The following is a 19,499-nucleotide window of genomic DNA, read 5'->3' as shown; positions in this document are numbered from 1 at the left end:
CTTCTGCCCGTGTTATACTTATAGATTTTTGTATGCAGTCTTTTCTACTTATTAATGTTTTTAAGACTTGGATTTTCTTTTGTGTAATATTCTCCAACAACAAGTTCACTTTGATTAAGTTCCTCTGTAATATATGAGGTTGTATAAATCATTTGATATTTGTTTTTATCAAAATTATTTACCCTTTCAATTAATAAATATTGAAGGTTTTGAGCCCTTTTCATTTCAATTCCTTTATCCTCCATATTGTCTGCGAAAATAAATCTAGGGTAACGCATTTCATCAATATGTAAAGAAGCTAAGAAGATTGAAAACCTTGCAACAACTTTTAAGTAAAAATTTGAGCTTGCCGAATATTTAGAAAATTTATTTGATAGAAAAGCGATATTATTTGAATAATCAATAAAGAAGTCATTCGCGTTTTTAAACTCATCCTGTCTATCTAAATCATTGTTGAGTAAATAAACCCCTTCCTCTTTGATTTTTTCATTTATTGCTTGTTTTATTGTTGTCTGAGCTTTCTCTGTTTTAAAAATATAAGATTTTAAATATTTCACCTCTTTTCCTAACTGATTTTTCTTTTGGAGAAGTCGGTCATATAATTCGGCATTTTCTAGCATAGTCCTATATTGAAGAATTTCTCCTTCAATAAAACCTTTTTTATTGTTAAGATTATCTGTTGCTTCTTCATTGTACGATTTGACATCTTCTAATGCTGAATTAACTTGTTTTTGAATATCATGGAGTTTGCCAATTTCGCTAGAATATTTAGATTCTAATTCTAACAAACTTCTCTTATTGAGCTCAAGTAATTTTTTTGATTCATTAATTTGAAAACCAATTTCAAGTTCCATTCTTCTAGCCTGAACAACACCAAACGATTCATCTATACTTTCTTTGCATAGTTTACAATTAGAACTTTCTTCATTTACTTTTATCTTTGTCAAACATTCAGGGCAATATTCAAGAGGAAGATTGCCTAAAAACTCTCTAGTATGTATAGAATTCTTTAATGCTTCTACTTTTTTATTAAGAGTTTCAATGAAAAAGGTGGAATCTTCAATTTCATTGTACAAATATGTGATTTCATTTTCTAAAGCAGTAACAACTTTCCGTTGTGCAATTGCATTTTCATTTATTTTTTGAAAGGAAAGTTTAGAATCATCATCGTAACTAACTTCCTTACCTTTATTTCTAATAGAGATAATTTCTTCTTGAATAGCGGATATTTCCTTTTCTCTGTTTTGAATAGCTTCAAGAATATGTGCTGGATTTAGTGCAAGCGGATCAGAAAAAAATTGCGAAGTTACTTTTAATTCACTTTTAATGCTTTCGTATTCTTTCTCTGCTGCAATTAGACGCTTTTTATTTTCATACAGTTCTTCATTATAAACACCTAATAATAAGTCCGATACTGTTTCTCTAGTTAGTTGGCTATCAAAGTGTTCATATAAGAATAAGGAGCTTGTGGGTGATTCTTGGTCAATATACAACAGTCTCAAAATTTGGTGAAATGTTATATTACTATCACCTTTAACTATAGGCAGATCAAGGTTTTCAAATATCACGTTAGAGAAGCTTTTTCTATTATCGGTAGTCCTATAACCAAATTTTTGCCAACCTTTATCAATTGGAGGATCAAAGCTTTCATTCATATTACCCCAAAAAAAATAGAGTGGTGTTTGTGTACTTATATTTCCTTTATCATCTTGTACAATATCTCTTTTTATAGTAAAAGTTGCACCATTCATCTCAACTTCTGCAATGGATTGTGAACATAGCCTTGCCTCTGGTACAAAATCATTAAATGCTCCACCTAATACGTAAAAAATGAAATGAGTAATAGTTGATTTACCACTACTATTATCTCCACGAATTATATTAACACCTTTATGAAATTTTTCGTCATATGCTATTTCTCCATTCTCAGTATATATTCGTAGTCTGTTCAGGAATAAATTATTACGCATCATACTTACTTTCTAATAGGTTAGTTCTACTCTTTAATCCATCAGTTCCGAATAGTGATATTTGGTTAAAATGTGATGTCATTAAGGAAATTACATTTTTCTCTTTTGCAGGTAACTCTTCGAAGTTATTTACAAATTCAGTCAAGATTTCTTTGTTAATTATTGAAATTCGTTGTTGATCTAAAAAGGATTTATCAATTATACCATAGGAAGCTATACAGTTAAGTGCGGCTAGTTGATATGGTTTTATTTTTTCAAATATTTTTCGATTTTCAAATATTTCCTCATAGGGATTCTTTGAATCTTTTATGAATTGTTTTCTTAATACTCTAATATCAGATTCACTTTGTTTCAACCTTATTTCATGAATCTTACTTGGAAAAAGAAAATAAAAATCCCAAATCCTAATTCTTTCAATTTCAATCATACTCTTGTTTTCAAACTTGTTAAGAAAGTGGAGCAACCTAAAGATGGTATGATATAAATCAAGAGCTTGATTATATACTATCATAATTTTTCCAGTTTATGTGACATTGACCTGTTAAGTAATAAATCATTCCAAAAATATCATCAGCGTTGTAGTTTAACACTTCATCATCTTCACCCTCGATATTTATTAAGTCGAGCACAGGCTGAACTACTTTTATAACAACATGTTGTAATATTTCGATTTTGGAAGACCCATTGTCAATTAGAGGTAAAACAAAAGCTTCAAAATCCATTTTTATTTTGGCAAATAATTGACTATCTATCCACTGAGCAGATTCGAAAAATCTATTGAGTTGTAATCGTTTTGCATACTTTTCTTTTCGTTTCATTGCGGAAATAATCTCATTTTCATTAAAACCACCATCAGACAATTTTGTTTCGGCATCAATTCCATCAAGTTTTGTTAAATAATATTTCAAGGATTCCATAGTTCCTTCATATCGTTCATCATTTTTGACTTCCTGGTTTAGTTTTTCAAACCTTTTCGCGAATCGGGTTTTCTTTGTGAAATATATGCTTCCTTCAACATTTGTTGCATTTAACTGTGATTGGATTTCTCCTTCATTATTTACTTCTTGCCCCATTAAAATTTAATATCTCCTGTATTAGATTGAATATTTACCTGTTTTTCAACTTTACCTTGATTATTGATATTTTGTTGATTAAGGTTTATTTCGGCCTGAGTAATAGTTTCAAGAAGTTCATTTTTAAAAGTTTCATTGTTTTGAACTTTTAGGAGTAATTCCTCTTCTATTTTCTTTAATTGTTTTTCATTTGGGCATTCCGTAAACAACTCTTCCTTTCTTTCTTTGCTGAAAGGTTTCTTTAGTAAATTCCATACATCTTCGCCTATTTTCTCAGCAACCTTTTCACCTGTCTTTGCCAAATATGGAGAAGCTAAAGAAAGTGCGGTTGTTATTATTGTAATTGGTTCCATTTGTTTAGTTCTGTAATGGTTTAAATTGAATATTATCTGTTTTTAAAAAGTTTTTTCCAATCAATTTATTGTTCTATTCTAATAAAGAGAATTAATTATTCTTTTCCTCAAAACAATCTCCCCTCAGGAACGTCAATTAATTATTAATCGAATTTTCAACAATCCCGATCTCCTCCTCCGTCAGCCCATAAAGCTCATACACCAGCCGGTCAATTTCTGCTTCTAAGACAGCGGTGTCGGCGGTGGGATTTTGTTTTTTTATTTCAATCAGAGTTTTAACCTTCTCCGTAATTTCCTGCTCTTTTTCTATTGAAACTGCTCCTGGAAGAGGAAAGGGATTTAGATAATTTGTTTTGAAAGTGCGCGCATCACCACGAAGGGTATCACCAGTGATAATTAGGAACCACCATAAAATTTTAGAATTGGCGATGCTAAGTAAATATTCGTAGCTTTCTTTTGTCGTTTCTTTTTTGATCCAACTATAAACTTTTGTATTGTGGTAGATTCCAGGATTGAGAGTCACATTAGGATATCGTGAACAAATTTCCATTGACGAGAGCTTATACTTTTGAAACTTATCTAAATTTTTCGGATAAATATATGTATACCATAAATCCATTTTTCCGGCTCTCCCTCTCTCTCTTGATTTAAAATTTATTTCATTGTCAATTATATATTTAAATGTCAAAGGGTAGCCTTCTTCAAATTTATTTAATGTAACAGCTGGTTCCCCTTCAGTAGATAAATCATAAGGAAAGAAAACAAACAGATCAGTTTTCAAATAGGAATATCTTTGCACATCTTTTCCTCTAAGAAGTGGTTTAAAAAAATCTTTTTCAACCTCATACTGTTTGTTTAGTTTTTCAAAAGTTAAAACGTATGTTTGTTCAGTCTCCTCAAGGAGTTCTCCTATATATAACTCATCTTTACTTGTTGCTATTCCTTGGTAAATCCCTTCAAATCTGTCAGAAAAAGTAATTCCTGATTTATAAAGCTTTTCGAATATTCTTACCCCTAAACGGCCTTCAGGCAATATCCACTGATTTGAACCATATAATTCGGACAACTCATTCAGCTGTTGATATAATATTAGATCGTAATTATATTCGTCAAGCATTTTAGAATGATAATCTTCATTATATTTTGCTTTGTAAAGTAAAAAGCCTGAGTTGGGAAGAGGACTAAAATTAGCTATACAAGTATAAGTATCAGCCTCATCAAATATCATATTTGCTCCAAAATGTGTTAATTTGTCAATATACTGTCCATCTGTAAGGTAATCCCTAAAATTACTTGTGCTTGATGAGTTGAAAAACTTGTGTGGTAATATGTAGCAATTACTAGATTTAACATTAGATATATTTACGGCTAATTCCATAAAAATATTAGCCAGATCGTAAGAAGAACGAGCAACCTGATAATTTTGTTCGTAGAAATTCTTTTCTAAAGGCTGTGTTTTAGTAATTTCCTGTACGCGCATATAAGGCGGATTCCCAATCACCACATCAAAACCTATATAATCTCCATTTTTATCCAACACTTCCGGAAACTCAAAACGCCACTCAAAAGCATTTTCATAGATCTTATTGTCTATGATCTCCTGGATTTCGGTTTCCAGTTTTTTGCTGTCTTTGGTGAGTTTTTGCAGTTTTTTATTCCAGGCAGCTTTCTCACTTTTTGAAAGCTCAAACATCTGGGTTTGATTAGACATTATAAAGAGTTCGCCTTTTACTTTTTGCAACTTTTTAACCTTGGGATCGTTGGCCGAGATCTCGCTTCTAAAATCGCTTTTAATGTCCTGGATAATCTTCTCCATCTCCCGCTTTTGCTCTTTATTTTGAGCGTTCCGGTAGGTATCTACGGCATTGCGATAGCTGTCAATATTCCATTTGCTGTCTTTTAGCGCCTTGCTTAAGTCGGCATCCAGGTCAAAGCGGCTAATAAGGGAATTTCCGCATTTTATGTTGATATCAATATTCGGCAAGGTCTCAAGTTCCGTCTCGTTCTTGTAGTAGGCATTCTTCAGTAACTCTATCCACAGTCGCAGTCGGCATATTTTTACCGAGTTCGGGTTGATATCCACTCCAAAAAGGCAGTTTTCTATGATCTTCTGCTTCTCGTGAAAAAGGGCTTCCTGGATGCGCTGACTTTCCTTTGCGGTGGGGTTATATTCAAAGAGTTCGCCGTCCTCATCGGTTACAATAAGTTCGTCGTTCACCACTTCCACCTGGTATTCCTTAAGCCGCCTTCCGGAGCGATCCTGCAGGATATTCAGGTCGTTTTTAATGGCGATCATCTCATTTAACGCCGAAACCAAAAAGTGTCCGGAGCCCACCGCGGGATCACAGATCTTCAGGCTGTTGATAAGCTCATTCGCTTCCTTGCGGTCTTCTATTCGATCATATAATTCATCCAGATCCTTACAATCCCAGTCTTTGTTCTCGTTAAATTTCTGCACCACCGCTTTCCTTATGGTCTCGCGGCACATATACATCGTAATAAAGCCGGGTGTAAAGAAAGAGCCGTCTTTATAGCCGTTTATCTTTTCAAAAATAAGCCCCAGCACAGAGGCATTAATTAAGGTCTTGTTATCTTCCTGAATGGTCTCCCCGCCTTCACTGCTAAAATCGTAGGCATTGAGGAACTCAAACAAATATTCCAGGGCGTTAAGTTCGCCGCTGCGTTTTTTGCCTTTTTTGTCCTTTAGCACCGTAGCGCTATATATAGGTAAAGTCTTATCGTCCCGTAGATTACTTATAAAAAGCGTACTGTGTTCAATATCTGTAGGTTCAAAAAGGGAAGAATTGAGATAGGGCACTTTTTCAAAAAGGGCTTTTACATCTTCATTCCGCTCTGAATACTGACGTGCCAACACCTGAAAAAACAGGCTGTTTAGATCGTCATAATTATTTATCCTGTCCAGGCTAAGAAATTCATAAGATCTATCTCCTTTGTGATAGGTGATTAATTGAGCTTCTAAAAGCTTTAGGAAAAGAATCCTGTTTAACCAGGTAATACTTAGTTCCAGTCCAACATTAAAAAGCCGTTCCTGTTGGTTTGCACCAAATTGAGTGGGGTTTTCCAGTCTGCCAATCTTATCCATACTATCTAGTTGGATAATAGCATTCTCCAAAAAAGAACCGGTATTTCGCTGTCCTTCTTTCTGGCGTTCTATTAGTTTTTTACCACCCTGCTTGGTTTCGGTTAGGCCTATAATATGAAGCAATTCGCCATAGAATCGTTTATCAAGGCTGTTGCTATCGTTGGTAAAAGGAAGTTTTAAAAGATGTTCAGGCGATAACAATTTATAAAGGGCAATCAGCTTATTATCATCCTTTGGGTTGTTGTTCCTGAGTGGTTTTTCGTAGTTCCTTATATCAAAATAAGTGAATTCCACTTCCTGCTGCATTTCAGCAATAAAAGGCTGGGCTATTTCTTTATAGAAGTAATCGGTATTTGTTCCAGTAAGTCTGCCGGCTTCAAAATCGGTAAACTGACTTACCAGTTTTTTGTTCTGTGCAAACGCCTTTTCAAAAACATTGGCATCAAAGATAAACCACTCGTGAATATTAGTGGCAATCACGTATTTCACCTCCAGGTTCTTATGCGTGATGCGTTCCCGCAGGTAATATAACACCAACTCCTGGAACGCCTTCACGTTGATCTTCTCCCGGCTAAGCATCTCTGCCCGGTTCGTGGGTTTCTTTGCCTCCAGGATAACACCTACGCTGCTTTTGGCTTTGTTTCCGTTATGAATCACCAGGTCGTTCCTGCCCTTGGTATTGATGAAATGTTTGGATTCGTAATAAGTCCTATTCAGAAAGTTTGTTACCAGGTTCTTATGGAACTCCTCGCTTTCAGTATCATTAGTCCTGTCCAGTAACTGAATAAGGTTCTCCTTAAACTCCTCGATCTGCGAGCGATTAGGCTTAACCTTTAAAAAAGCTTTGTTGAGTGCCTTGCGAGGCTTGAGTATATGTGTATTACCTATTTTTTTGGCGTGTTGTTCAGTCTGCATGCAAAGATGGGGGAATTATCATTAAAACAGACAGCCTGTAGGGAGTGCTGTCTGAGCAGAATCCGTTTCATTCTAATTCTGCTTGTTAAAATTTTTAACAATATAAGAAGAAACCTTAAAACTCTACAAATACTTCAAAAAAATCTTTTAACAATTAAAAGTGAATAATTCCTATATTTGAATTAAAGTTGAAGATAGCGGTTAAGGAGTGGCCAACACCTGGCAGATGATGGGGGCGACTTTCGGCTGATAAGGACGGCGTTATCTGATATTAATCTGCACTTAAGTCCCGTGTGAGGCGGGGCTTTTTTTATATGTACTTCAAGTGATAATTTTCAACCCACCCTTCCTTAGATCTATAGAACTTAAAGGTTTAGCAATCAAAAAATCTTCTCGAAAATGCTGCAATTAAAAATCCCTGGTTACTTAAATCGTTTCTTTGAAGAGTATTAAGATAGTCAGTATATAATATGTGAGTTATTGAATACATACTAACTAGTATGACAAGTCCTACAGCAATAATAGCATCCATTTGATTTATTGTATATTTTTTTGGCTTCCCTAACAGCACCATGGCAATCAGAGTGATAACCTAAGTCCCGACGATTAATTGGAGTTGGCCCATTAGAACAATAAGTGTCTTCATGAACTTCGTGATCACCATTAGATTGAGCGTTGGTATTCACATAAAATCTTGGCATAACAATATAATTTTAAGTTAATAATTCTTAAATATAAAACTATATAGTCGAAGTAAATTACGGATTTCCGTAAAAGAAGAAACCTACTTAATCGTATGCTTTTTAATATCAAATTCAAAATCCAACAATTCTTTTGGATGAACATCTAATACATGAGCAAATTTTAAAAATGTTTTAAAAGTCATATTTATTTTTCCTTGCTCATATTTACTGATTTCTGAAACTTCTAATCCAGTATGGAAACTAAGATCCGATTGTTTATCACCTTTTTTTTCTCTGATCTCAATAATTTTCTTACCTATTTCCTTAAGAAAATCTTTATTTATATCCATAATAAACCATTTCAAAGCAATTTCTTTTAAATGGCAAAAAATATTATTGGGATATATCCCAATTTTAAAAATTATTATTATATTTACCTCATATTATTATATTTGCGATACTTCTTAAAGTAAAATATTAGAAGCATTCGCTTTGAATCTCGCCGTCAAAAACTGGTAATTTATGCAACGAGATGATAAGCAAGGATGCTCACGACCTAGGCGTGGGCTCTCTTATCGTTGCACGGTATACCAGTACCTTGATGGCATAAGTTGAGTCTCTACGCCTTTTTTGGTTACAAACTCCACTTAATTTTCAAAGTTACCTTCTACAGTTTATAAGCATTAGTCTCGCTTTTTTTGCCCCTACATTATAATAGGCCATAGTGATCGGCAGTAGTTTTACTGTATTCGCTAATTCTTGTTTGCGGGAACAAGGAAATCTAATAAACAATCCCGTGGGCTGCTGTTATGTGCCCTATTATTCAATAACAGCTTTGGGTGGGGTCTCCTCGAGGCACTGGGAAAATTTGATTTGGGTTAATAGGTGTTAACGATTAGGGCCGTTAATTTTAAAAAAAAAAGAAATTGTCTATGAAAAGAAAGTGAATTAGCCTTAGTTAAAGGTGTTAAGCCAAAAAGCCTTCCCCTAAGATTGCCGTCTGAGTGGGGAAGGCCTAAGCTTAAATAAAACATTGTTTCATTTAAATCACATGTAAAATTATGAAAAATAATTATTCGCGCCTTAAATGGGTGGCGCTAATTATTCTTGGTGGGATACTATTCTTCCTGTCCAAGTCTGCGACTGCAGCAACCACTACTACCCCACTCTTTCAACAACAGGAGGTTTCGGGTTTAGTGACAGATCAAAATGGGCTTCCCATTCCTGGAGTAACCATAACGGTTAAAAATACCACACAAGGTACTGTCACCAACCTGGACGGTAAATATGAAATAACCGCTCCTTCTAATAACACTTTGGTATTTTCTTTTATTGGTTATAAAACCATGGAAGTGGAAATAGATGGTCGAGCTGAAATTAATGTTCAACTTGAAGAAGATATTGCTGCACTGGGTGAAGTAAAAATTAATGCAGGATATTATAATACAACGCGTAGAGAAAGTACGGGAAATATTTCGAGAGTCACAGCAGAGGAAATAGAACTACAACCGGTGGTAAGCCCGATACAAGCTTTAGCCGGCAGAATGGCTGGGGTGGAAATCATTCCCGGTGGCAATTTACCTGGACAGGCATCTACCATACGTATTCGAGGAACTAATAGCTTACGCGAGGAAGGTAATTTCCCCCTATATATTATTGACGGGGTACCAATAAATCCTACTCCTATAGAAAGTAATAGTAATTTAGGTAATGTAGGAATAGATCCTTTAAACTCCTTAAATCTTTCGAATATAGAAAGTATCGAGGTTCTAAAAGATGCCGATGCGACCGCCATTTATGGATCTCGCGGAGCTAACGGTGTAATTTTAGTAACCACTAAAAAAGGAAGAGAAGGAAAAACTGAATTACAGGCCCGGATCTATACCGGTGCCTCAACGGTGCCTAACCGGGTTGACCTACTCAACACAGAAGAATATCTACAAATAAGAAGAAGGGCTTTTGAAAATGATGGTGTGGAGCCTACCGAGGGGAATGCCTACGATTTATTGGTCTGGGATCAAAACCGATATACAGATTGGCAAGAAGAATTTTTTGGGGGCACGGCCCAGGTAACTGATGTAAATCTAAATGTAACAGGGGGAAATAAGAATACTACTTACCGATTAAGTGGTTCTTATCATAAACAAGGTACCGTTTTCTTAGGGGATTATGACTATAACAAATTTACTGCTGGATTACAGCTCAGTCATACTTCAAATAACAAAAAACTGAATTTCAATTTATCGGTTAATTATGGAATAGACATAAACAATCTCGTAGGATATCTGGACCTATCTTCCTATGCGTTTTTGCTTCCCCCTAATGCTCCTTCCCTATTCACTAACAATGGTGATTTAAACTGGGAAGATTGGGGGTCTGTTGGACAAAACCATCCCTTAAACGGTTATTACAATTCCAGTAAAACACAAGGGGATAATCTTAATTCTAATTTGTCGATTTCTTATGAATTTTTAAAAGGATTAAGTATAAAAACCAATTTAGGATACACCGATTATAACGGGCAAGAGATAGTAAAAAGACCACGCAAATCCTACAGCCCCGGCAGTCGCACAAATATTGAGAATCGTTCAAACCATTTAATGTCCAATAGAAAATCCTGGATTATAGAACCTCAGTTGATTTATAATGCACAATTTGGAAAAGGAAGTCTTGATGCGCTATTAGGTGCAACCTTTCAGGAAAGTGAAACCAGTGGCTTAAGCCTTCAGGGAGAAGGTTATGTTTCTGAATCAATAATAGGTAATTTAAGTGCAGCTGAAGATATTATTTCTTCATTTAACCAAAATATTAAATATAGATATAATGCCGTATTTGCTCGCCTGGGTTATAACTGGAATAAAAAATACTATGTTAATCTAACTGGTAGACGAGATGGTTCTTCCCGATTTGGATCTGGAAATAGGCTTGCTAATTTCGGGGCAGTTGGTGCTGCCTGGATATTCTCAGAAGAACCTTTTATTAAAAAGTCACTGCCATTTTTGTCCTTCGGAAAATTTAGGGGAAGTTACGGTACTACCGGTAATGATCAGATTGGCGATTATGGCTATTTTGATGCATATCAGGCAACTATAGGACCCGGTGGCCTTTATCCAAATCAACTTGCAAATCCTGAATATTCCTGGGAGATCAACAAAAAATTTGAAGCTGCCATAGAACTAGGTTTATTTAAAGACAAGCTAAGGATGGGAGTAAGTTGGTTTCGAAACCGTTCTTCTAATCAGTTAGTTGGTTTCTCGCTTCCCGCTATTACAGGGTTTTCATCGGTTCAGGCCAACTTGCCAGCCACGGTAGAAAACACCGGTTTAGAAGTTGAAGTTTCATCAGTAAATATTAGCTCAGATAAGTTTCGATGGGAAACTTCTTTAAATTTCACATTACCAAGAAATGAATTAATAAGCTATCCTGATATTGAGCAATCTTCTTATGCAAACACCTATAGAATTGGAGAACCATTAAATATTTCGCTTTTATATCAATACAAAGGTATTAATAGCGAAACCGGTTTCTATAATGTAACTGATGTTAATGAAGATGGCAGGTTTGATTACCAAGACAGGACTGTCGCCTGGGACCGGGGACGGGAATTTTTCGGTGGAATTAGCAATACAGTATCTTATGGAAATTTCTCGTTGCAATTTTTAATGCAATATGTAGAACAAGAAGGATTATTAGCACTCTTCGATGCAGGTTCATTAGGAGTACAACGCGCTGATGTGACGCAAGCATTATCAGAAAATAGTACATACCAAAGGATCTCCAGGTCAATAGCAGCATCTCGGGCTTACAATGACGTTTTAAATTCTACTTATCCTATTGTAGATGCTTCATTTTTAAGATTAAAAACAATCAACCTGGGTTATTCATTACCTACTGCCTTTCTCCAGAGTATCGGTTTACAGGAAGGCAAAATCTTTGTTAACGGACAAAACCTATTTACTATAAGTCCTTACCAAGGTATGGACCCTGAAACCCCTGGCAGAGGAACTGCATTCGCAGGTCTGAGAACCATAACCGGTGGCTTACAACTTAATTTTTAAAAAATATATTATGAAAACATTTATATACAAGCTGGCTCTACTGGCAATTATAATTTTTTCGTTTACCTCTTGTGAGGATTTTCTCGAGTTAGAGACTCCCGATCATAAGATTGTAAGTGAAACAGTTTTTAACAACGAAGAAACCGCAATTAGTGCAATGACGGGAATTTATAACCAGTTATATAGAACATCTTTTAGCGGTGGAAGAGAAAATAGTGTACACGTATTGGCTGGTTTATCGGCTGATGAACTTCAGGTTATTCGCGAGAATGATCTTTCATTTCTGGAATTTCAACAAAATGAAATCCAACCAAACAATAACAGGAATCTTTCTTTATGGTCAGGAAGCTACACTATGATCTATATGACAAATTCACTTCTGGAAGGCCTGGAATCTTCAAATGAATTATCAGATGAAATCAGAAAAAGCCTGGAGGGGGAAGCAAAATTTATTAGAGCCCTTACCTATTTTTACCTGGTTAATTTATATGGTGAAGTTCCACTTATTCTTACCACTGATTATAACGAAAATTCACTGGCTTCCAGAAAAGATAAGGACTTGATATACGAGCAAATAATTAATGACTTAAACGAATCGATAGCCTTACTCAGTCCTGAGTACCGGGAAGATGACCGCTCAAGGGTTAACCGTTTTGCGGCCGTAGCCTTATTAGCCAGAGTACATTTATACCTTGAAAATTGGGAAATGGCTCAGGAATTAAGTAGTGAAGTGATTGCTCAGTCTAATTCTTATCAAATCCTGGAAGATTTGAATCAGGTTTTTCTTGCCAATAGCCAGGAAGCAATTTGGCAAATTTCACCAATAGGAGGCGGTGGTAGGTTAACATATACCAATGAAGGTTTGACCTTTATAATCGATCCCTTTGTTCCATTTTTTACACAGCTTAGGTTACACAGAAACCTGGTGAGTTCCTTTGAAGAGGAAGATAAGCGCCTTACTGACTGGATAGGATATTTCGAAGGCAGTGATAGCTATTTCGCCTATAAATATAAAGATGGAAATAGTATAGATAACATTACAGAATATTCTATGGTTTTACGCCTTTCAGAACAATTTCTTATAAGAGCAGAAGCAAAATTAAATCAAGGAGACCTACCCGGTGCCATTGCTGATTTGGATATCATTAGAAAAAGAGCTGGATTAGATTTAATATCAGAAATGAATCCTGAAATTTCTGAGGAGGATCTAATGAATCAGATTCTTATAGAGCGCCGGAAAGAACTTTTTACCGAATGGGGACACCGTTGGCTTGACCTAACACGAACAAATATGGCTACTAATATTTTAAGTGATATCAAGCCCAATTGGCAAGACACAGATGTGTTGTACCCTATACCAGCTGAAGAGCGTTCGAAGAATCCAAACCTATCTCAAAATTCAGGCTATTAATATGGTTTTATTTAAAAATATATATAAGCTCATTCCCCATTCTTTCATGATTCTATCATTTTTAGGGTTTGGGCAAACCTCTCTAGATACCAGCCTAACGACTGAAAGAAATTTCAGGGAGGGAAAGTTAAAAAACGGTATGAAATATTATATAAAGTCAGTACCGAATTCACAGCCAACTATTCATTTGAAGCTTTTAGTACGGGTGGGAGTGCATAACCAGGATAGTAGTCAGGCTGATATTGCTCATTTTGTGGAGCATATGGCTTTTAAAACAACTGAAAATTTTCCTAAGGGAATTCAAAATCATACTGAACTTTTAAATAGAAATAACATGTCTCGTTTTGATCTTAAAGCTCATTACGGCCAGAGATTTACTGAATACATATATCTTTCTCCCGACGAAAATATCGAAGCTTTAAAAACAGGTTTATTATGGTTTGAAGATATTGCAGTTAGACTTAAAATGACACCTCAAGATATAGACAGTGAACGTGAGGTTATGATTCAGGAGTTTATTGAGCGAAGCGGAGATAATTTGGATAAATCCATAGTGAGAAATAAACTAAAAAGGCAACTCCTTCCTGGGCACCAAAACTTGACCGATATTTCTATGCATCTCAGAAATTTTGAACCTGAAAAATTAAAAAATTTTTATAAAGACTGGTACCGACCCGATTTGATGGGAGTTATTGTTGTTGGTTCGTTGGATAACATTGATAAAATTGAACAAGAGATAATAAAACGTTTGTCAGATATTCCGGTAAAACAAAATCCCAAACAACCTGTAAATTATGATTCTATTTTTTTGAATCAGCCTCCCAGGTTTGTGGTAGTGAACGGTAACACTAAACATAAAAATAGTGAAGCGTCTACTACGCTTTTTAATCTACATTTTAGAGATAAATCAATGCTCAATCTTAGCAGTAACTTTGAAGTCCTTAAGCGAAAATATAAGTGGAGTATTTTTCAGGATATATTAAATAAAAGATTTAGAGAAGCATCGAATGTTTATAATAGTCCCTTCAGCGCCAATATGTTTCAGAGAGGGATTCTGCCATTATCTTTAAGACTAAAATTATCCATCAAAAACGGTAAGGAAGAGGAAGCTTTGAAAAAGACTTTTCAAATTTTAAAGCAGCTTCAGAAATACGGTGTTTCTGGTTCCGAATTTAAGGAAGCAATGGAAAGACAGCTCCATGCTATTTCAAATAATAATGAGCAGGAATATTGGATAGAGGCAATAAAAACTCATTTTCTTAACGAAGAAACCATCCAAATTGATAGTCTGGAAAATTTTTCAAATTGGGCCTCAAATTTCAAATTAGATGATTTTAACCAGTTTATTCGACAAGAAAACTTTTCGATGCCCGAGGACATTGGAATAATAGCTTCTTCAGATCATCAAAAATTACTGTATAAGGAGAATGAAATTCGGAATTGGATAAAAGAAATTGATAAAGAAAGCATCCATGTCTATTCACCTCCCCCCGTTCCTAAATATCTTTTAAGTCCTAATAAAATTAATGAATTTAAAGAAGGAAAAATCGAAGATATGGGTGTAGGAGCATCTGGAGCAATGAAATTCAAATTAAAAAACGGAGTTAATCTAATTCTGAAACCTTTTAAACCCTCACCTGGTGTAGAGCAGGATAATATCTTGATTCACGGTATTGCACCTATTGGTGCCCTGGATTTTCCTCACGAAGATTATTTCTCTGCTGTTAATGCCCCAGGCTTCATTAAAAATAGTGGCGCAGGAGGATTTGATAAATTTCAAATACAGCGCTATCTAGCCAATAGTAGTCTATGGTGGGGAGGTATTCATTTATACTTGGACAATTTAGAAAGCGGAATAAAAATAGGAGCTTCCCCTACAGACCTGGAAAAAATGTTGCAGGTTATTTACCTATATTTTACCCAGCCAAATAAAAGTAAAGATGCCTTTCAAGATTGGAAAAAAGATCAGAAAAGGTTTTATAAAAATCCTTCTAGTGACCTAAAAGATACCGATTTGAGAGTGTTGATTAGAAAAGTTCTCGGAGATTCATCTGAGGTGTTAACGGGCACAGAGCGTTTTAAAGGTTTGGAGAAAACCAATATGAACCGCGGACACGAAATCTATCGGAATATATTTCAAGCCTCGAATGAATTTACGTTTATCGTAAGTGGGGAATTTAAGAAAGATTCAGTCCTTCCAATATTTAATAAATATCTGGGAAATCTACCTAATGACCATACTGAATCATCGCCTGAATCTAAACAATTAACTAAGAACTCTTTACCAAAAGGCCCCTTTTATAAGGAATTTGTTTTTCCAGGAAATTACAATAAAAGTAACGTGCTTTATAAACCAAAATATATAAAAGCAACTAACATAAAACCTGATTGGAAAGAAAAATTAAGGATTCAGGCTTTAGGAGCTGTGGTGAATAAATTGGTTTGGGATTTACGATTCGAAAAAGGATATGCATTATACGTAACCGGTGCAGTAGGAGAGTTTAATGAAAAAATAAACCAATATTCAATTGGTGCTAGTTTTAATTGTTTACCTGAAGAATATCCTTTACTACGTAAAGAATTTTCTCAAATAATAAATAATTTAAAATCTGATTTGATTACAGAAGAATTACTAGAACAAAGTTTAAAGCGTTTAAGGTTTTTATCAGTACCAGATGGAAGAATTAAATCGAATAGAGAAATGCAAAATAGATTATACTCACACTATAGATATGATACGGAATGGATAGATCCAAAGAAAAAGTTTGATTTTATAAAAACACTGAGTCCCGAAGATATTAAGGAATCTGCAAATGTGTTATTCAAAGATGAATATCTATACGAATTTGTAATAGGAAAAAATTTATAGTCCTTATTTTTTAAGGGATAAACAAGCCGGGAAATTCCCGGCTTGTCAAATTTTAAAAAATGATTAGAATTAAAATAATTGAATCACCTGCCCACTACCTAATTTTGGTGTTTGAAGATTCATGTCGTCGTACACTTCATAAATCGGTCCATTTTCAGAGAATTGAACTCTACATTGTTCATCTCCACTACCACACTCCAATTCTTGAATAGATCTTATTCCATTCTCAGTTTCAACATAATCCAAAGTCGGATCAGCTTCTACAAACGGGTTGGCAAACATCATCCCTATGGCACATATAAACGCCAACATGGGTAACAAAACTTTAGTTTTCATAATTTTAAATTTAAAGATTAATAAAAAATTCCCGTTTTTTATTTCAGGTGGCGGTGCACCCTAAAATTGCTGCAACAAAATTTCTTTTTCTTATTTTACTGTTTTAGAAGAAGCTTCTTCAACACCTCATTGATTATCAATGGTGTAAAGTTGCAGAATAAAACATGACAGAAGTGGAGGTAAACATATCAAATCGGTAGAAAATGGATTAAATGCTAGGATTTTTTCTGCGTTTCCGGTATCCTTTGGGCGTCATTTTCACCTCCCTTTTAAAATACCTGGAAAATTTTGGATAGGTTTTAAAGCCCATTTTAACAGCTATGTCCTGCAATGAATAGTCGGTATTTTCAATCAGGATTTTACTCTGTATGATACGATGTTTTTTATGGTATTGGGCAGGAGTTAGTCCTACTACTTTTTTAAAGCCTGTTTTAATTTTATGTTCATTGGTATTAAAAATCCTGGCCAGTTCGTAATTTTTCCTTGGAGGCTCCTTAATATGGTCCAGGATATACTCTTCAATATTCCGGAAGAGTTGCTGATTCCAGATAGAAATCTTATTTATCCTGGAGTTTTCTGTGACATTGAATAATTCATCTTTTTGAATATCTAAATACGAAGAGGTGACGATAAACTTTATTTCATTTTTTCCGCCTACTTTGGTTAGTACTGATGGTTGTTTAATCTCTAAATGTTTGTAGAATTCATACCTCAGTAAAAGTTTTATAAAAGTAGGTTCTCCCTTAATGAACTTTTGGATGTCCTTCCGCCATTGCCGCCTGTATCCCGACATCAGTAACATTTCAAAATCATTGCCTCTAATATCCAGTGACTGGGTGTTTTTTTTAAGAGCACTTCCCTCCCACTTATAATCAATTATTTTAAGATCGTTACTTAGTAAGAAGCTTGAAGTTCTTATCGTTACAATTTCATTGTACCTTTTAAACCATAAAAATTGGTTCCTATTCTTATTTAATTTTTGGACGGTTATATTTAGAAGGGCTATTAGTCCCTCCAATTCATCGCGATGGTTCGTACGCTTAATTTGATACGCAAAATTTCCTTTTGCTATTTCATACAGCATACGGTGCACACCTGCTAGACTCTCCCTAGTTAATTCACGTTCCATAACTCTCCACTTTAGGTGCTATTTCATTTACTGTAGGGTATAAGAAAGTTTATAGCTTGGTTTTTAGTTTCAAAAATATCAGCCGGTATATTTTCTTGAAGGGTTTCCAGGAAGAATTTAGTTAGAAGTATATTTGGAGGGAATTTTGGGTAAAATGCTATAGCCTTTATAAGAAGTAAGCCTTCCAGGGCAAGATAAGTAAGGGCTTCAAAATCAGCTTCAATAATACCGGAGGTATCACAAAATATTGCATACTCCCTATTCTGTTGATAGGTGATGCGACTATTTACTACCACACGAGCTACTTTCTGGGTGAGCTCAAGTCCATGCTGGTATTCCAGAAATAGAATGTCGTTTTCAATCCAAATTCTCGCATATTCATCTTCATACATTACTTCCGTTTTTACAGAAAGTCGTTAGAAATTACATTATTCTATTTTAAAAACTATTTTCTTTAATTTAAAGTCAAGTAACAAAAATGGATTTGACCTAATCAACAAAACTTTTTACCCTGAAGTGCTTTTTTAAAGTATTGTTAATTTTTTCTAAGAAAAATAGACTTCTAAAGCAAATTCAAAATTTTTAAGGCAAATTGTTCCTTGATCTTACTAAAAAAATCGACTTTAATTAAGTAGATAAAAATGAACTAATCTATATTACTCGTCAATATTGATTACCGCTTTAGGAGTAGCTCATCGTATTATTGACAATGTTTTTAGCAATAAAAGCTTATATTTTAAAAGTATCTTTTTATTCTCCGGTGAGATTGATTTTTTGTAAAATTAAACCTATTGAACCAATGAGTTTTGCAACTTCCACAATTTCCTATCGTCTTTTAAATGATGGCAAGCACTTGTAAGAGGCTATTTAACTTATAAATTCTTTAATTAGATTATTAAGAAAAAATACTAACCATAATTAACAATGAAGAAAATTTTATTTTTTATCCTCCTTATAATAATTGGGCTAATATGCTTTTTTTCAAATTCCTTCGAATTGATTTTACTTCCCATTAGTGCGGTAGCTTTAATTTTTATAATAATCGCTGGCCTAATTCAGGTTTTTAGAAAAGTGAATTTTCGCTATTTTAAATTCCCTTTGCTAATTATCGTTATATGTGTTTTTGGCATGGTTGTTTCCATTTTTAGACCTTATGAAAATGCAGTCATAACTTCTGGAAACGTCAGTGAAAAACTGGAATATGCATATAAAACGGACCAACAAGACCGAAAACAATTAAAATCCTTTATACCTTATTTAAGTAAGTTAGAACAACGGGATTCAAAAAGATTAAAGCTTACAAAAGACCTTTATAATGATGGTCTGATAAAAAAGCCTAGTGATAAGTTCTACGCTGCTTTTATTTATCATCACAGCGATAATACTAAGGATTACAAATTGGCGTCTATCCTGTCAGCCGAGGCAGCAGAAAGTGCTATATTGAAGGATGATTACCAGGCACAATGGCTCAAAAAAGCAGCTTACGATCGCTATATGGTTTCCATTGGAAAACCAGAAAAATATAATACCCAAAACAGCTTTAGCCTGGAGGTGGAATAGTTCGATTCTAGAGTATCCAAGCTTCTATTTAAAGGATTT

The 19,499-nt window shown here is 34.6% G+C and carries 13 protein-coding genes; 4 read left to right on the top strand and 9 right to left on the bottom strand.

Annotation, left to right across the window (positions count from 1 at the left end; translation table 11 throughout):
- Nucleotides 1–44 precede the first annotated feature (44 nt).
- The 6 genes from LB465_RS03345 to LB465_RS03320 all read right to left on the bottom strand — a co-directional run bounded on the left by LB465_RS03345 (nt 45) and on the right by LB465_RS03320 (nt 8,447).
- A complete protein-coding gene (locus LB465_RS03345) occupies nt 45–1,973 on the bottom strand; it encodes an AAA family ATPase (RefSeq protein WP_224466991.1) in 1,929 nt (642 codons plus the stop codon).
- Nucleotides 1,963–2,481 carry an ABC-three component system middle component 5 gene (locus tag LB465_RS03340; protein WP_317198417.1) on the bottom strand — a complete coding sequence of 173 codons (519 nt, stop codon included), beginning with the start codon at nt 2,479–2,481 and terminating at the stop codon, nt 1,963–1,965. The genes LB465_RS03345 and LB465_RS03340 overlap by 11 nt, the downstream gene beginning before the upstream one ends.
- On the bottom strand, nt 2,468–3,043 hold the full coding sequence (locus LB465_RS03335; RefSeq protein WP_224466987.1) for an ABC-three component system protein: 576 nt from the start codon (nt 3,041–3,043) through the stop codon (nt 2,468–2,470). The genes LB465_RS03340 and LB465_RS03335 overlap by 14 nt, the downstream gene beginning before the upstream one ends.
- On the bottom strand, nt 3,043–3,396 hold the full coding sequence (locus tag LB465_RS03330; protein ID WP_224466985.1) for a hypothetical protein: 354 nt from the start codon (nt 3,394–3,396) through the stop codon (nt 3,043–3,045). Before LB465_RS03330 ends, LB465_RS03335 begins: the two co-directional genes overlap by 1 nt.
- Nucleotides 3,397–3,532: 136 nt before the next feature.
- Nucleotides 3,533–7,414, bottom strand: a complete 3,882-nt coding sequence (locus tag LB465_RS03325) for a DUF7149 domain-containing protein (protein ID WP_224466983.1) — start codon at nt 7,412–7,414, stop codon at nt 3,533–3,535.
- A 784-nt stretch (nt 7,415–8,198) separates the two neighbouring features.
- Nucleotides 8,199–8,447: a helix-turn-helix domain-containing protein gene (locus LB465_RS03320; RefSeq protein ID WP_224466980.1), complete on the bottom strand. Its 249-nt coding sequence runs from the start codon at nt 8,445–8,447 to the stop codon at nt 8,199–8,201.
- A 711-nt stretch (nt 8,448–9,158) separates the two neighbouring features.
- Between LB465_RS03320 and LB465_RS03315 the strand changes: the two genes are divergently transcribed.
- The 3 genes from LB465_RS03315 to LB465_RS03305 are packed head-to-tail and all read left to right on the top strand — an operon-like array spanning nt 9,159 to nt 16,435.
- Nucleotides 9,159–12,155 (top strand): SusC/RagA family TonB-linked outer membrane protein, encoded by a 2,997-nt coding sequence (locus LB465_RS03315; RefSeq protein ID WP_224466978.1) that lies wholly within the window; start codon nt 9,159–9,161, stop codon nt 12,153–12,155.
- 10 nt (nt 12,156–12,165) lie between these two features.
- Nucleotides 12,166–13,566: a RagB/SusD family nutrient uptake outer membrane protein gene (locus LB465_RS03310; protein ID WP_224466976.1), complete on the top strand. Its 1,401-nt coding sequence runs from the start codon at nt 12,166–12,168 to the stop codon at nt 13,564–13,566.
- A gap of 1 nt (nt 13,567) precedes the next feature.
- Nucleotides 13,568–16,435, top strand: a complete 2,868-nt coding sequence (locus LB465_RS03305; RefSeq protein WP_224466973.1) for a M16 family metallopeptidase — start codon at nt 13,568–13,570, stop codon at nt 16,433–16,435.
- A gap of 69 nt (nt 16,436–16,504) precedes the next feature.
- On the opposite strand, the gene LB465_RS03300 is transcribed toward LB465_RS03305, so the two are convergent.
- The 3 genes from LB465_RS03300 to LB465_RS03290 all read right to left on the bottom strand — a co-directional run bounded on the left by LB465_RS03300 (nt 16,505) and on the right by LB465_RS03290 (nt 18,292).
- Nucleotides 16,505–16,771: a DUF6520 family protein gene (locus LB465_RS03300; RefSeq protein WP_224466971.1), complete on the bottom strand. Its 267-nt coding sequence runs from the start codon at nt 16,769–16,771 to the stop codon at nt 16,505–16,507.
- Nucleotides 16,772–16,979: 208 nt separating this feature from the next.
- Entirely contained in the window at nt 16,980–17,900 is a 921-nt protein-coding gene (locus tag LB465_RS03295; protein ID WP_224466968.1) for a helix-turn-helix domain-containing protein, read from the bottom strand.
- A gap of 23 nt (nt 17,901–17,923) precedes the next feature.
- Entirely contained in the window at nt 17,924–18,292 is a 369-nt protein-coding gene (locus LB465_RS03290; RefSeq protein WP_224466966.1) for a DUF7793 family protein, read from the bottom strand.
- Between the two features lie 604 nt (nt 18,293–18,896).
- On the opposite strand from LB465_RS03290, the gene LB465_RS03285 reads away from it, so the two are divergent.
- Nucleotides 18,897–19,460 carry a hypothetical protein gene (locus LB465_RS03285; protein ID WP_224466964.1) on the top strand — a complete coding sequence of 188 codons (564 nt, stop codon included), beginning with the start codon at nt 18,897–18,899 and terminating at the stop codon, nt 19,458–19,460.
- Nucleotides 19,461–19,499: the final 39 nt, after the last annotated feature.

Origin of the sequence: Salegentibacter lacus, from assembly GCF_020164555.1 — a bacterium.
In the GTDB taxonomy this organism is placed as follows: domain Bacteria; phylum Bacteroidota; class Bacteroidia; order Flavobacteriales; family Flavobacteriaceae; genus Salegentibacter; species Salegentibacter lacus.
The sequence above is the reverse complement of the archived record's forward strand: the minus strand, read 5'-3'. Positions and strand labels throughout refer to the sequence as shown.